This window comes from Burkholderia sp. AU30198 (genome assembly GCF_020419825.1).
Taxonomy (GTDB): domain Bacteria; phylum Pseudomonadota; class Gammaproteobacteria; order Burkholderiales; family Burkholderiaceae; genus Burkholderia.
The window spans coordinates 107015-122401 of sequence record NZ_JAIZSA010000005.1 but is presented as its reverse complement, the minus strand read 5'-3'; the positions used below and the strand labels follow the sequence as shown (position 1 = coordinate 122401).

The following is a 15387-nucleotide window of genomic DNA, read 5'->3' as shown; positions in this document are numbered from 1 at the left end:
GCCCGCTATTCGCTGATCAACGCGCGCAACGCGAGCGACGCTTTTTGCTGCAACCCCGGCCGGCTCCAGTAACCCGGATCGAGCACGACCTGTTTCGCGCGATTGCCAGGTGCGGAATTGGTTTCCGCGAGCTGGGCCGCGGTGTAGTGGCCGCGCTCGAATACCCGCGTATTCACCGGCCCGTAATAAGGCATCACCGTGATCAGATTCGCCTGGACGGCCGGCGATACGATGTGCGCGAGCAATCGTTGCGCCGCAGCGGCATGACGTGCCCCCTTCGGGATGGCCATGCACGAATACGTCAGCAGCGCGCCGTTGTACGTGTATGCCACTGGCGCACCGTCGCGGATCAGCGGCGGCACGCGACTGCCCCAGATCTGCACCATGTCCGCCTCGCCGTCGCGCAGCAACTGCGTGACCTGCGCCCCCGACGTCCACCACGCGACCACCTGTGGCCGGATCCGCTTCAGCGCGGCGAGTGCGCGCGACTGGTCGAGCGGATAGAGCTTGTCCGGTGCGACGCCGTCGGCGAGCAGCGCAATCTCCATGGTTTCCTCCGGCGTCCCTTCCAGTGCACGCCTGCCAGGAAATTTCGCCGTGTTCCAGAAGTCGGCCCAGGTTTGTGGCGGACGATCGCGGTACTTGTCGGTCCGGTATGCAAGCACGACCGACATGTAGTTCGTGCCGACCCAGTCGCGGCTCGTCGCATCGGCGGGTAGCCCGTCTTTCGGTACCTGCCGGTAATCGACCGCTTCGAACAGCCCTTCCGCGCTGCCGATCGAGCACTCGGTCGTGCCAAGCTGCACGAGATCCCACGCCGGCCTGCCGGAGCGGACCTGCAACCGGACCGGCGCGAGACCGTCGTGCGTTTCCTGCCGGAACCCGACACCCGCCTCCGAGGCGGCCGGCCCGATCAACGCTTTCACGATGTTCTTCTGATATTCGCCGCCGTAGCTCGCGAATGTGACCACATCCTGCGCCTGCGCGGACGCACACAGGGCCGCGGCAGCCATCGCGCCGCATGCGCATCGCGATGCCTGGCCTCCGAATCCGAACTGCTTTCGCATGACTTCTCCTCGCTGACGGGCCGGTACCGCACGCCTCCGCACCCGGGGTTGAACCGGCGAATTCAAACCGTTCCGAATCCGCGCAGAAAATGAACCAGATCGACCGGTAGCGACGGCGATACATATCCGCCCTCCTGCACGATCACCGTCGGCAGACCGGCTGCCGCGAGCCGCTGCCCGATCGCCGCGAACCCGCGATGCGACACCTGCATGCAGCGGAATGGATCGTTGACCGACGCGTCGAGACCCAGGGAAATCACGAGTGCTTCCGCGTCGGTCCCGGCCACGAACCGCATGCAACGCCCGGTGGCGTCCAGCCATGCGGAATCGCCGCTGCCTGGCGGCAGCGGAACGTTCAACGTCAGGCCCACGCCTGCCCCGCTGCCGGTTTCGTCTGCGTAGCCGGCGTTGTACGGATACGTCGTCAGCGGGTCCGCATGCACCGATGCGAACGCGATGTCCGGCCGTGCGTAGAAGATCGCCTGCGTGCCGTTGCCGTGATGCACGTCGACGTCGACGATCGCGACGCGACCGAACGACTCGCGCAGCACACCGGCTGCGATCGCGGCGTTGTTCAGGTAGCAGAAGCCGCCTGCCATATCGCGATAGGCATGATGCCCGGGCGGGCGGCACAGCGCATAGGCGGCCCGCGCACCGCCGGCGACGAGCGTGGCGGCATGGATCGCCGTCTGCGCCGCCGCATACGCCGCTTTCCATGTGCCGTCGAGCACCACACAGCCTGCATCGGCCATGTAGTAGCCGGCGCGCCCGAGCAGGTCGTCCGGGCGGCGATCCATGTAGCGATTTGGATGCAGGCTCGGCCTGACTTCCGTGCCGGCGCCGGGAATTCCCTGCCACTCGCGATGGCAGTGCTCGATGAACGCGAGATAGTCGCTCGAATGGATCCGCAGCAACGGATCGCGTCCATAATCGTCCGGCTCGACGATCGGCGATCGCTCGGCATGCAACGCGTCGAGCAGCAGCGTCGCGCGCTCGGGCGTCTCGAAGTTGTCTTTCAGCACTCCGTAAACGAGCCGCGTCAACGGTCGATGCGCTTCCTGATCCGGGTGGTAGACAGCCAGCACGACTCCCCTCCTCTCCGGCCGCTCGCGCGGCCGCTGCGGCATCGACGGCACGTGCATGAACGATTCACACACTGCCGCCGACGCAATCGAACCTGCTGGCACGCGCCGGCGCGGCATTTGCCGAGCCGGCGCACGCGACGCTCAAAACTTGTGACGGATCCCGATCCGAGCCATCACCTGACGGTTGGTGGAAGAAGGTCCGGCGGTATCCGGGTTCGCCGCGAATTCGAGACCGGTGCCGGCCACCGACGACGCGTTCGCGACGAGCACGTAGGCGGCCTGCGTATAGACGTCGGTTCGCTTCGACAGGTTGTAGTCGGCCATCACACCGAACTGGTGATATTTCGGCGACGCGCTGTGTCCCGACGTGCCATCGAGCGTCGCACGCGTATAGGTGTACATGCCGCCCGCGTAGAAGGCAGGCGTGAACTGATACCTGACGTTGAATTCGATGTTGTCGAAGCGGATCGACGACGCGGCGCCGAGCGTCGGGCTGGCCGCGTAGTTCGCATATTGCGTGCCGGTCGGATTCGCAAGATCGGTCCGAATGAACGAGAGCCCGAGCGTGGTCGCATCGATCGTATAGTTCACGCCAGCCCCCCAGATCCGCTGGCGTCGTGCGGTCCAGCTGCCGTCCGGATTGCCGTTCGGCCCGATCGACACCGCGCCCGACGAGTCGGCGTTCGGATAGTCGATGTCGAGATATGCGGCACCGAGCGCGAGGGGGCCGTTCCGATACTGCGCGCCGGCGCTCACCGCACGATTGCGGCCGAATGACGTGCCATTGCTGAGCGCGATCAGTCCGCCGAAACTGAAACCACGGTAATCGACACTCGCATACTTGATCGCATTGTTGAGCCGGAACGTATCGTCGGTGTTGTCGTTGTCGTACGGATGGGTGAACACGCCGCCGCCCCAGTTGCCGTTCGCGGTCAGCCCGGCCAGGTAGTCGGTGACCAAATCGTACTGGCGCCCGACCGTCAACGTGCCGAAGTGGGTGCTCGACAGTCCGACGAACGCCTGCCGCCCGAACGCACGGCCCTGCTGCCCGAGCCTGCCGGTGTTGACGTCGAAGCCCGATTCGAGCCTGAACACGGTCGACAGTCCGCCGCCCAGATCCTCGCTGCCCCTCATCCCCCAGCGGCCGCCCTGCACATCGCCGCTCGACATCGCGACGAGCCCCTTGCCGCCGACATTGTTGGTATAGTTCACGCCCTCGTCGATCAGCCCGTATAGCGTCACGCTGCCCTGTGCATGCGCGAGCCCCGTCACTACGATCCACCCGCCTGCCGCCATCACCCGCTTGCTCATTCCGGTCTCCTCTGAATTGAAATTGCGTGGTCCATCGGCTTGCACTACAGATTTGCACTACTAATTAAAATACCCGGTTGCCAATGCAGGCCGGAGTCGAGCGACACCCTTCGCCGGATGACGCGAATCGTTCTTCGTTCAGGAAATGCGCCGGTCGCGGCGCACGAATCGGAAGTGTGCGGCCGGTCGACGGATTGACCGTCGGCCAGCCTGCGCAGTCACGTCAGCCGGAGGCACGCTCGTGTGCGCCGGGTTCGTCGTACCCCCCGGCCTCCTCGCGCTCCTGGTCGAGCATCGCGCGCGCCTGGTGGGTCAGTTTTTCGAGGATGCTGGGCAGGATGTCGCGCTCGGCTTTGGTCAGGCACGACAGCAACCGGGAATTGCGCTCGTCGGCCACCGGGAAGACCTCCGCGACCAGCGTGCGGCCCGCGTCGGTCAACGAAATCACGACACCGCGGCCGTCATGCTCGTCGGCCTCGCGTTCGACCAGTCCACGCTCCTCGAGCCCGCGTACGGTACGGCTCGTCAGGCCGCGATCGAACTGCGCATGCTCGGCGAGACGATTCATCGAGATGCCGCGCCGCCCGTGCAGCAACGCGATGCAGCGCCATTCGTTCATCGTCAGGTTGAAGCGCCGTTCGTATGCGCTCGACGATCCCTTCGTGTAGATGTTGGTCAACTGGCGCAACTGGAACGACACCAGATCGCGCAAATCGCGCAGGCCCACCACGCTCGAATCCGGATGTTTCTGCCTGCTCTTTTTTTCCGACGTATTCACGTTCTGCTCCCGCCACGATGCCTGTCCGACGACAGGCGGAATTGCATGACAACGTCACACAGTCTACCAGAGCGTTACCCGCGGCCCGGCCCGCCGAAGCCGGCTGGACCGCGTCGCGCGTCAGGCCCGCGCCCGGCGCCGCCCGCCGACCCATTGAAGCGCGATCAGAGAGATCACCGAAATCGAGATCAGCAGCGTCGAGATCGCGGTGATCGTCGGATCCAGCTGATCGCGGATGTCCTCGAACATCAACCGCGTCAGCGTCGCGTTTTCGCCGCCGGACACGAACAGCGCGATCACGACCTCGTCGAACGACGTCATGAACGCGAAGAATCCCGCGGCGTAGATCGACAGCCGGATCTGCGGCAACGTGACGGTCAGGAACGCGGTCAGCCTGGACGCGCCAAGACTGCGCGCGACGAGTTCCTGGTTCGCGTCGTAGGTCTCGAGACCGCCGTTGACCGAAATCACGACGAACGGCAACGCAAGCATCGTATGCGCGATGATCAGGCCGGTCAGCGTGTTGTTCAGGTCGGCGCGCACGTAGACGAAGAACGTGCCGATCGCGACCAGGATCAGCGGCACCATCATCGGCAGCATCAGCACGGTGCGCAGCCGTTTCGCCCAGCGGCTCTCGATTGCGCGCAGCCCGTAGGCCGCCGCCGTGCCGGCGATCACCGCTGCGAGGGTCGCCGATACCGCGACGCGCAGCGACACGCCGGTCGCCGCCCGCCATTCGTGCGACGAGAAATACGCGTGATACCAGCGGAACCCCCAGACGCGCGGTGGAAACTCCAGGAAGCTCGCGTTCGAGAACGACATCGGTACGACGATCGCGCACGGCACGATCAGGAACAGCATCACGACCGCGCAGAACGCGTACAGCCAGAGCCGTTGCGCATGCGTGATCTGGGTGTCGGTGGCATAGCCGAACATGTCATTTCCCTCCATACATGCGTTCGATCCCGAACAGCCTGCCGATCGCGGCAAGCACGACCATCGTCAGGATCACGAGCACGATGCCGAGTGCGCTCGCCGCCCCCGGATCGCCGGACATCGCGACGTCCGACTGGATCTGCATCGACAGCATGTTCACGCGGCCGCCGCCGAGCAGCGCGGGCGTCACGTAGAAACCGAGGCACAGCACGAACACCAGCACGATGCCGGCCGACAGCCCCGGCACGGTCATCGGGAAGTACGCCTGCCAGAACGACTGTACCGGCGTGGCGCCGCAATTCGCCGCGGCCCGCATGTACACCGGGTCGATCGCCTTCATCGCGCCGTACAGCGGCAGCACCAGGCATGGCAGCATCACATGGGTCATGCCGATCGCGGTGCCGGTGAAGTTGTTGACGAGCTGCAGCGGATGATCGATCAGGCCGGTACTCGTCAGCCACGTGTTGATCAGCCCGGTGCGTTGCAGCAGGACCATCCAGGCGTAAGTCCGCACGAGCGTCGAGGTCCAGAACGGCAGCACGACGAACACCATGCAGATCGATGCGATGCGCGCCGGCAGTTGCGATAGCAGGTAGGCAAGCGGATAGCCGAGCAGCAGCACGAGCGCCGTTACGAGCGCCGACATCTCGAACGTCGACACGAACGCGTGGCGGTACACCGGCGTCAGCAGACGTGTGTAGTTCGACAGCGTCAGCATGCCGGACAGGTCGAACAGCGACTGCCAGCCGAGCCAGAGGATCGGCGCGACCAGCACCACCAGCACGACCAGCAGCGCCGGCACCATCAGCACGCCGAGACGTAGCTGCTCGACGAGGCGGCTGCGCGCGAGCGCGGCCTGGTTCTCGGCGCCGCCGGCCCCGGCCGGCATCGGATGCATCATCACGGTAGCGTCTTTCATGGTCAGTCCCGTACCACCACGGTGTCTTCCGCGCGTACCCCGACCGTGATCCGGTCGCCCGGCTCCAGCCGGCGCGCGCCGCCGTCGGCGCCGCCCGTGCCGCGGCGGATCATGATCTCGTGCCCGTGCGGCAGATCGACATAGAACAGATGCGAATCGCCCTGATATATGCGCTGGCGCACGACGCCCGGCAGGCAGTTCAGCTCCGGCGCCGGCGCGTCGAGCAGGATCGCGCGATCCGGACGCAGCGCGAGCCACGGCCGGCCGACGCCGTCCGGAGTCGGCCCCCGGGTCCGGAACGGTTGGCCGAACGCGGAGAATTCGCCGCGCTGCTCGTCGAGCGGCACGAACGCCGTCTCGCCGATGAAATCGGCGACGAACTTGCTCGCCGGCCGTTCGTAGATCGTGTCGGGCGTATCGAACTGCACGAGCTGCCCTTTGTTGATGATCGCGATGCGATCCGACATCGTCAGTGCTTCGGTCTGATCGTGCGTCACGTAGATGGTCGTCATCCCGAGCTGTTCGTGCAGGCGGCGGATCTCGATCTGCATGTGCTCGCGCAACTGCTTGTCGAGCGCCGACAGCGGTTCGTCCATCAACATGATGTCCGGCTCGAACACGATCGCGCGGGCCAGCGCGACACGCTGGCGCTGACCGCCGGACAGGTGCGCGATGTTGCGCCCGCCGAGATCGTCGAGCCGCACGACCGATAGCGCATGCCGGACCTTCTCGGCGATCCGGGCGCGGTCCATCTTGCGCAGCCGCAGCGGATACGCGACATTCTGCGCGACCGTCATGTGCGGAAACAGCGCGTAATTCTGAAACACCATGCCGATGCCGCGCCGGTGGGGCGGCTTCAGCAGCAGTTCGTCGCCGCCTGCCTTGACGCTGCCGGATGTGGCCCGGACGAATCCGGCGAGCACCATCAGCAACGTGGTCTTGCCCGATCCGGACGGTCCGAGCAACGTGACGAACTCGCCCGCGCTGACGTCGAGCGACACGTCGCGCAGCGCCGTGAAGTTCTCGTAGGTCTTGCAGACATTCCTGATCGACACTTGCGATGCCATTTCAACCTCGCTCAAAAGCCGCCGTGCGGCATGCCGTTACCGGCTGATCAGCGCGCGCAGCGCCTCGTTGCCTTGCTGCAAGTTCTGGTTTTGTCCCCAGTACGCACCATTCATCTGCACCTGCATTGTTCGATTGCGCGGCGACGAATTCGCTTTCGCGAGCACGTCCGGGGAGAACTTGCGCACGTCGAACGCCCTCATGTTCACCGGCCCGTAGAACGGCATCACCTCGGGAATATTGGCCTGGATCGGCGGCGTCATCACGTCGGCGATCACTTTGCGGGCTTCGGCCACGTGCTTCGCACCCTTTGGAATCGCAAGGCACGCATACGCGAGCAGCCCCTGGTTGAACGTGAAGGCAACGGGTGCGCCGGAGTCGATCACCGGCGCGATCCGGCTGCCCCAGATCGCTTCCATGTCAACCTCGCCGTCACGCAGCAATTGCGCGGACTGCGCGCCGCTCGTCCACCATGCGGCGACGTCCGGCTTCAGCCGTCCGAGCGCCGCGAGCGCGCGCTTCTGGTCCAGCGGATAGAGCTTGTCCGGGCTCACGCCGTCGCCGAGCAGCGCGACTTCCATCGTTTCCTGCGGCTGCAGCGCCAACGCACGGCGTCCCGGGAATTTCTTCACGTCCCAGAAGTCAGCCCAGGTCTTCGGTGGGTTGTTCTTGTATTTGTCGGTGCGATACGCGAGTACGACCGAGTAGTAGTTGCTCGCGATCCAGTCGTCCGCGCGCGCGGTGGCCGGGATGCCGTCGACGTTGATCAGCTTGTAATCGAGCTTCTCGAACAGCCCCTGCGCGCTGCCGGTCGCGCACTCTTCCGCGCCGAGCTGCACGATGTCCCACGCCGGGCGCCCCGATGACACCTGCACGCGCACCGTCGCGAGACCGTCGTGACTCTCGGTGCGCAGCGTGACGTCGTTCTTGTCGGCGGCCGGCCGGATCAACGCCTTCACGATGTTCTTCTGATAATCGCCGCCGTAACCGGCGAACGTGACGCTGCCGGCCGCCCGGGCAGGCACGTTCACGCAGAGCAGCGCGACCGCTGCGAGCGCGGCCGCCCGGCCGCGTGACTTGATGCACGTGTGACTCATGTCTCCTTCTCCGTTCTGCATGGTGTTGTGATCGGCCGCGTTCCGCCCGCACTCAAGGCGCGGACGGTGCCGTCGCGGCATGGGCAGCCAGCCGTCGCTCAGCGCGACGCGGCGGCCTGGTCGAGCGCCGTGTCGAGGCGCTCGAACAGCAGGTCGATCTCGGCTTCGGTGATGATCACGGGCGGTGCGATGCAGATCGCGTCGCCAAGCGGGCGCACGTTCAGCAGCGCGTCCTGCGCGCGGGCGGACACCGTCGCCGCCATCTTCCGCTCCGCCGGGAACGGTGCGCGGGTCGTCTTGTCGGCGACCAGTTCGAGCGCCCCCATCAGCCCGAGGCCGCGCGCCTCGCCGACGAGCGGATGGTCGGCGCGCTTGCGCAGCGCGCGCTGGAAGTAATCGCCGACGCGCTTCGCGTGGCCGATCACGTCACGCTCGCGGTAGATGTCGAACACCTCGTTCGCGACTGCCGCGCACACCGGATGGCCGCCATACGTGTAGCCGTGGCCGAACAGGCCGATCTTCGCGGTCTGTTCCTTCAGCACCGCATAGACGCGCTCGTTGATCAGCAGCGCCGAAATCGGCAGATAGGCGGACGACAGCCCTTTCGCGCTGACCAGCATGTCCGGCTGCAGCGCGTAGGCGTCGGCGCCCCACCAGTGACCGGTGCGGCCCATCCCGCAGATCACCTCGTCGACGATGAACAGCACGTCGTACTTGCGCAGCACCGCCTGCACACGCTCGAAGTAGCCGCGCGGCGGGACCACGACGCCGCCCGTGCCCATCACCGGCTCGGCAATGAAGCCGCCAACGGTGTCCGGGCCTTCGCGCAGGATCGTCTGTTCGAGCTCGTCGGCGAGCCGCGCGGCGTAATCGTCCTCGGTCTCGCCAGGTTCGGCGCCGCGATAGAAATGCGGGCAGGCAACGTGCACGATGCCCGGAATCGGCAGATTGAAGTCGCGGTGAATGTGCGGCAAACCCGTCAGGCTGCCGGTCGCGACCGACGTGCCGTGATACGAGCGCTGGCGGCTGACGATCTTGCGCTTGTCGGGCTTGCCGATGCCGTGGTGGTAGTACCAGACCAGCTTCATCGCGGTGTCGTTCGCCTCCGAGCCGGAGCTCTGGAACAGCACTTTCGACATCGGTGCCGGCGCATGACGAATCAGGTTCTCCGCGAGCGCGATCGCCGGTTCCGTCGCCTTGTTGGCGAAATTCTGGTAGTACGGCAACCGTGCGAACTGGCGAGCAGCGGCGTCGGCCAGCCGCGGCTCGCTGAAGCCGAGGTTCGTGCACCAGAGCCCCGACATGCCTTCGAGGTATTCCCGGCCCGACTCGTCGGTCACGAAGATGCCCCGGCCCGATGCGATCACCATCGGCCCCGACGACTCGTGCGCGCCGAAATTGGTGTGCGGATGGATCTGATACGCGACATCGCGTGACCGCAGCGAAGTGTGTTCCATGGCAGCTGTCTACCTCGAAAGAATGAATGGGTGAAAGAAGCGGGCCGCGCTTGCAGTCCGCGGCATCGTCTGGAATTCAGATTAAGTGACCATGTCACGCATGTCAAACAATCAAAAACAAATCGAACGTCGTGATTTACCCTCGGTGGCGCAGCCTCTTTCGACTGCCTGCAGCGCTGCGCATCAAGGGCGAGGCGACGTTTTTTAGGCAAATTTCACTATCAATACCGATGTGAATTCGGTTTTAACGCGAACGGAGACGACTTCGCCGAGGCGTCTGAGAAGCACCGGCCATCGATGTCCCTGGCGAACGAATACGGCAATTTATTTGTGACTTAGTCAACATGAATAAAGGTGCGACCCGGTCGCTCCAGCGCCATGCGCTGCTGCCGGCCGTTCCAGGTTCATCGCCCGCCTCCGTTCTTTTGCGTGTGCCTGGTCGTCGCGCGCACCCGCGCGGATCGATCAGAGGTCGAGTTGCGATACGTATTTCAGGTTGAGGTACGCATCGAGCGCCTCGGCGCCGCCTTCGGTGCCGTAGCCGCTGTCCTTGACGCCGCCGAACGGAACCTCGGGGAACGCGATCGCGATCTGGTTGAGCGTGATCATGCCGCTCTCGACTTCGTCGACGACGCGATGCGAAGTGCGTGCCGAGCGCGTGTACGCGAATGCGCAGAGCCCGTACGGCAGCCGGTTCGCTTCGGCGATCATCGCGTCGATCGTGTCGTACGCGTTCAGCACCGCGATCGGACCGAACGGCTCCTCGTTCATGATGCGCGCGGCGGGGCTCGCGCCGGTCAGCACCGTCGGCGCAAAGAAGTAGCCGCGCGCGCCGAGGCGCGCACCGCCTGCGCGCAGCGTCGCGCCGTTCGACACGGCGTCGCCGACAAGACGCTCGAGCGCATCCAGCCGGCGCGCGTTCGCCAGCGGCCCCATCGTCGTGCTCTCCTCCAGGCCGTCGCCGATTCGCGCCCGGCCGATTGCGTCGACGAACGCGTCGGCGAAGCGCGCGAACACGCCGCGCTGGACGATGAAGCGGGTCGGCGACGTACAGACCTGCCCCGCGTTGCGCAGCTTGAACGCGGCGAGCTGCGCGGCGGCCGTTTCGACGTCGGCATCGTCGAACACCAGCACCGGGCCGTGCCCGCCCAGCTCCATCGTCACCTTCTTCATATGCTGGCCCGCGAGCGCGGCCAGTTGCTTGCCGACGACGGTCGAGCCCGTGAACGACACCTTGCGAATCACCGGATGCGGAATCAGATACGACGAAATCGCGGCTGGATCGCCGTACACGAGATTGATCACACCCGCCGGCACGCCGGCATCCGCGAACGCGCGCACTAGCGCGGCCGGCGCGGCAGGCGTTTCTTCCGGCGCCTTCACGACGATCGAGCAGCCGGCGGCGAGCGCGGCGGACAGCTTGCGCACCACCTGGTTGATCGGGAAATTCCACGGAGCGAACGCGGCGACTGGCCCGACCGGCTCCTTGATCACCATCTGGTACGAGCCGGGAATCCGCGACGGCACGAGCTTGCCGTACGCGCGACGGCCCTCGTCCGCGAACCAGTCGATCAGATCGGCCCCCGACATCGCTTCGCCCGTTGCCTCGGCGAGCGGCTTGCCCTGCTCGAGCGTCATCAGCCGCGCGATGTCGGGCGCGCGCTCGCGCAGCAATTGCGCGGCGCGGCGCATGATGGAGGCGCGCTCCCAGGCGCTGACGCGCCGCCAGGTCGCGAAACCGCGCTGCGCGGCGTCGAGCGCGGCGTCGAGATCCGCGCGCGCCGCGACCGCAACGGTGCCGAGCACCGTCTCGTTCGTCGGATTCAGCACGTCGATGGTGTGTCCGTCCGCACCGTTGCGCCAGGTTCCGTCGATATACAACTGCACATCCTGATACATGAAAGCGGTCCTCGTTCGTAGAAAGGAAATCGACTGAGCCCGGCGCCGCGTCACCGCGCGCCGTCGGGCCCCGGTTCGGGCGACAGGCGCGCGACGGCGAACACCGCGCTCGCGGTCGCGACGATCGCGCCGCCGCCGTCGCGTGCGACGGCTTCGCAGAACGCGAGCCTGGCGCCGCTGCGCAACACCGACGCACGCGCGATCAGCCGGCCGCGTGCGGGACGCAGGTACGACACGTTCAGCGTCGCGGTGCCGAGGTTGTCGACGTCGCCGCCGGCGCGCGTCGCGACGCCCATCGACGTGTCGAGCAGCGCGGCGATCAGCCCGCCATGCGCGTTGCCGTGCCGGTTGACGTGACGGTCGCGGGTCTCGCACGCGACTTCGGCCCAGCCGTCGCCATGGGCGACGAGCACGAAGCCGTGGTCGACGCAGAACGCCGAATCGATGCGGACCGACGACGTGTCGGCGGCACGCTCAGACATGCGCGTGCTCGGCACGCGCGGCGAGCCGCGGGTTCAGCCCGGTGCGCGCGACACGGCTCGACAGTTCGCGACCGAGCGCGGCCTCGCATGCGCGCGATGCGTCGATCATCGCGGCCAGGTCGATGCCGGTATCGACGCCCATCGTTTCGAGTACGTTGACGAAATCCTCGGTACAAACGTTGCCGGTCACGCCGCCGCCATAGCGGACCTTCGCCGGATGGCCGCCGACCCCGCCGAACGCGACGTCGAAGCAGCGGACGCCAGCCTCGAGCGCGGCCAGGTAATTGACGAGGCCGGTACCGCGCGTGTCGTGGAAATGCGCGATCGCGTGCACGTCGGGGAATTCGCGCAGCATCTGCGCGAACAGCGCGCGCGTCGACGCCTGGGTCGCGACGCCGATCGTGTCGCCGAGCGTCACGTGGCGCACGCCGGCGCGCGCGAAGCGCTCGACGTCACGCAACACCGACACCGGGTCGATGTCGCCGTCGAACGGACAGCCGAACGCGACCGAGATCGTGCCGACCAGCCGGAAGCGGCCATGCGCGACGGCGGCCATCGCGTCGATACGCGCCCACTGCGTGTCGCGCGTCTGCTTCAGGTTGCGCTGCGAATGCGCATCGCTGGCCGACACGAGCAGGCTGATCTCGTTCGCGCCGAATCCGGCGTCCAGGTCGGCAAGCGCGCGTTCGACCGCGCGCACGTTCGCGCAGGTCGCCTTGTAGTGCACGCCGTCGACGCGCGGCAGCGCGCGCAGCACGTCGCTTGCGTCCGCGAATTGCGGCACGACCGCCGGATTCGAATACGAAGTCGCCTCGACGCGGGCGAAGCCGGCACGGGCGAACTGGTCGATCAGCGCGACCTTGCGCGCGGTGTCGACGAAGTCGGATTCATGCTGAAGCCCGTCGCGGGCAAAGCATTCGCAGAGGATCAGGTCGGCCATGTCGGGAGTCGCAGTGGTCTGGAAGTCGTTGACAATGACACGCATCAAATCAAAACAATGATTCGATGTCAATCATTTCCGGGGAAGCGAATCGTCTGATTCGTCGTGCATCGGGATGACTTGGAAAGACTCAATGGCGCTCACATTCCGACAAATATCCATTTACATCAATGATTTGATGAAATTTCCACAGCCGTGATAGCGTGCTTTCCGGGATAGAAGACGTCCCGTCCAGAGTATCTTGAGCGGGTAAACACCGACATGGCTACGAAAGAACAATGATTCAGTGTCACGTATTTATTTGACTGAATCACGCATCATGAATTAACCTGCATTCACTGCGGCAACCTCCTGCCGTGCCTTCCGAAGACGACTCGCCGATGAACACCCATTCCAGCCTGCAGACAGACGATCATGGCGCCGTACGCGTACTCACGATGGATCGCCCCGACAAGCGCAATGCGCTCAACCATGCGCTGACGACGGCGCTCCTCGCCGCGCTGCATGACGCGGATCGCGATCCTGCGATCCGCGCGATCGTGCTGACGGGGGCTGGCAACGCGTTCTGCGCGGGCGCCGACATCACCGAGTTCGGTGGTTTCGTGAATCCGGCCGATACGGGGTCCGCCGCGCAAGCGGCGCTCGCGCGCGCCCATCTGACGACGAACCTGCATCGCGCGTTTTCGCAGATCGGCAAGCCAGTGGTGGCCGCTGCGCACGGCTACGCGATGGGCGGCGGCGCGGGTCTCGCGATCGCATGCGATCTGGTGGTCGCCGGCAGCAGCCTGAAGCTCGGCTACCCGGAACTGAAGCACGGCATCGTCGCTGCGATCGTGATGGCAAACCTGGTCCGCCAGGTCGGGCGCAAGGCTGCGTTCGAGCTGGTGTCGCTCGGCGATACGCTCGACGCGGAGCGCGCGCGCTCGCTCGGGCTGGTCAACCGCGTCGTGCCCGACGGCGCGATGCTCGACACCGCGATCGAACTCGCCGACCGTCTCGCGGCCTTCGATGCGCCCGCGATGGCCGCCACGAAGCGGCTGTTCCACCGTGTCGCGGACCTGCCGCTGCTGCCCGCGCTCGATGCCGCGCTCGACACCAACATGATGATGCGCGGCTTCCGCGCGTCGCGCGGGGATGCCGCATGAGCGCGCCCGTCAAACCGCTGTCGAACGTGACGATCGTCGAACTCGCGCGCGTGCTCGCGTGCCCGTTCGCCGACATGATCCTCGCCGAACTCGGCGCGACCGTGATCAAGATCGAGCAGCCCGGTAGCGGCGACGAGACCCGCACGTTCGAGCCGCGCGTCGGCGATCAGTCCGCGTATTACTTCGCGTGCAACCGCAGCAAGCTGTCGGTCACCGCGAACCTGAAGACCGACGCGGGCCGGGCGATCGTCCGCGAACTCGCGGGCGGCGCCGACGTGCTGCTCGAGAACTTCCCGGTCGGCACCCTCGCGCGCTATGGGCTCGATCACGCGTCGCTGCGCGCCGCGCATCCGGGCCTGATCTACGTGTCGTGCACGGGCTTCGGCCAGACCGGCCCGTACGCGAAACGCAAGGGCTACGACACGGTATTCCAGGCGATGGGCGGGCTGATGAGCCTGACCGGCGAGCGCGACGGCGGCCCGGTGAAGCCGGGCCTGCCCATGGCCGACCTGTCGTCCGGCCTGTGGATCGCGATCGCGATCCTCTCGGCGCTGAACGGGCGTGCGCTGACGGGCGCCGGCACCCATGTCGATTTCTCGATGCTCGACGGCCAGGTGAGCCTGCTGACGCTGGCGGCCGCGCGCTACTTCGCGCTCGGCGAGGTGCCGCCGCGGCTCGGCACCGAGCATCCGGGGCGCGTGCCGTCGGCGACCTTCGCGTGCGTGGACGGCCGTCACGTGCACATCACCTGCAGCGACCAGCACTGGCTGCCGCTGTGTCGCCTGCTCGGGCTCGACGCGCTCGCGTCGGATCCGGCACTGTCGACCAATGCCGGTCGCGTCGCGCATCGCGAGCGCGTGATGGCCGCGCTGACGCAGGCGATCGCCGGATGGACCCAACCCGCGCTGTGCGAGGCCTGCGACGCGGCCGACGTGCCGGCGGGCCCGATCAACGACGTCGCGCAGGTGCTCGACGATCCGCAGGTGCGCGCGCGCGGGATGGTCGGCGCGTTCACGCATCCCGGGATCGGCGAATTCGGTGCACTGCCGATGCCGTTCCGCTTCGACGGCTTCGCGAATCCGGACATCGCGCGTCCGCCGCTGCTCGGCGAACACACCGATCAGGTGCTGCGCGAGCGCCTCGGTTATGACGACGCACGGATCGACATGCTGCGCCGCGACGGCGCGATCTGAACCCCACCCGACC

14 protein-coding genes are annotated in these 15387 nt (G+C 66.3%); 2 read left to right on the top strand and 12 right to left on the bottom strand.

Translation table 11 applies throughout. From position 1 onward, the window contains the following. Positions 1-5: 5 nt before the first annotated feature. The 12 genes from LGN19_RS13660 to LGN19_RS13605 all read right to left on the bottom strand — a co-directional run bounded on the left by LGN19_RS13660 (position 6) and on the right by LGN19_RS13605 (position 13081). Positions 6-1067 carry an ABC transporter substrate-binding protein gene (locus tag LGN19_RS13660; RefSeq protein WP_226215222.1) on the bottom strand — a complete coding sequence of 354 codons (1062 nt, stop codon included), beginning with the start codon at positions 1065-1067 and terminating at the stop codon, positions 6-8. Between the two features lie 62 nt (positions 1068-1129). Next, positions 1130-2152 carry a histone deacetylase family protein gene (locus tag LGN19_RS13655; RefSeq protein ID WP_226215221.1) on the bottom strand — a complete coding sequence of 341 codons (1023 nt, stop codon included), beginning with the start codon at positions 2150-2152 and terminating at the stop codon, positions 1130-1132. Positions 2153-2293: 141 nt separating this feature from the next. Next, entirely contained in the window at positions 2294-3463 is a 1170-nt protein-coding gene (locus tag LGN19_RS13650; protein WP_226215220.1) for a porin, read from the bottom strand. 223 nt (positions 3464-3686) lie between these two features. Continuing rightward, positions 3687-4241: a MarR family winged helix-turn-helix transcriptional regulator gene (locus tag LGN19_RS13645; protein WP_175220476.1), complete on the bottom strand. Its 555-nt coding sequence runs from the start codon at positions 4239-4241 to the stop codon at positions 3687-3689. 120 nt (positions 4242-4361) lie between these two features. Next, positions 4362-5177: an ABC transporter permease gene (locus LGN19_RS13640; RefSeq protein WP_175220478.1), complete on the bottom strand. Its 816-nt coding sequence runs from the start codon at positions 5175-5177 to the stop codon at positions 4362-4364. A gap of 1 nt (position 5178) precedes the next feature. Further along, positions 5179-6096 carry an ABC transporter permease gene (locus LGN19_RS13635; protein WP_226215218.1) on the bottom strand — a complete coding sequence of 306 codons (918 nt, stop codon included), beginning with the start codon at positions 6094-6096 and terminating at the stop codon, positions 5179-5181. A gap of 2 nt (positions 6097-6098) precedes the next feature. Beyond that, positions 6099-7163 carry an ABC transporter ATP-binding protein gene (locus LGN19_RS13630; RefSeq protein WP_226215216.1) on the bottom strand — a complete coding sequence of 355 codons (1065 nt, stop codon included), beginning with the start codon at positions 7161-7163 and terminating at the stop codon, positions 6099-6101. A gap of 36 nt (positions 7164-7199) precedes the next feature. Next, positions 7200-8258, bottom strand: coding sequence for an ABC transporter substrate-binding protein (locus tag LGN19_RS13625; RefSeq protein WP_226215215.1), 1059 nt, complete (start codon positions 8256-8258; stop codon positions 7200-7202). A gap of 98 nt (positions 8259-8356) precedes the next feature. After that, positions 8357-9715, bottom strand: coding sequence for an aminotransferase (locus tag LGN19_RS13620; protein WP_175220484.1), 1359 nt, complete (start codon positions 9713-9715; stop codon positions 8357-8359). A 465-nt stretch (positions 9716-10180) separates the two neighbouring features. Then, positions 10181-11614, bottom strand: coding sequence for an NAD-dependent succinate-semialdehyde dehydrogenase (locus LGN19_RS13615; protein ID WP_175220486.1), 1434 nt, complete (start codon positions 11612-11614; stop codon positions 10181-10183). A 50-nt stretch (positions 11615-11664) separates the two neighbouring features. Continuing rightward, the gene (locus LGN19_RS13610) at positions 11665-12096 is read right to left on the bottom strand and encodes a PaaI family thioesterase (protein WP_175220488.1); all 432 of its coding nucleotides are present in this window, start codon (positions 12094-12096) and stop codon (positions 11665-11667) included. Then, positions 12089-13081, bottom strand: coding sequence for a hydroxymethylglutaryl-CoA lyase (locus LGN19_RS13605; protein ID WP_226215213.1), 993 nt, complete (start codon positions 13079-13081; stop codon positions 12089-12091). Before LGN19_RS13605 ends, LGN19_RS13610 begins: the two co-directional genes overlap by 8 nt. Positions 13082-13416: 335 nt before the next feature. Between LGN19_RS13605 and LGN19_RS13600 the strand changes: the two genes are divergently transcribed. Together LGN19_RS13600 and LGN19_RS13595 are read left to right on the top strand one after the other, a co-directional pair. After that, complete coding sequence (locus LGN19_RS13600; RefSeq protein WP_226215211.1) at positions 13417-14181, top strand: enoyl-CoA hydratase/isomerase family protein; 765 nt, start codon at positions 13417-13419, stop codon at positions 14179-14181. Beyond that, positions 14178-15374, top strand: coding sequence for a CaiB/BaiF CoA transferase family protein (locus LGN19_RS13595; protein WP_175220495.1), 1197 nt, complete (start codon positions 14178-14180; stop codon positions 15372-15374). Before LGN19_RS13600 ends, LGN19_RS13595 begins: the two co-directional genes overlap by 4 nt. The last annotated feature ends 13 nt before the right edge of the window (positions 15375-15387 follow it).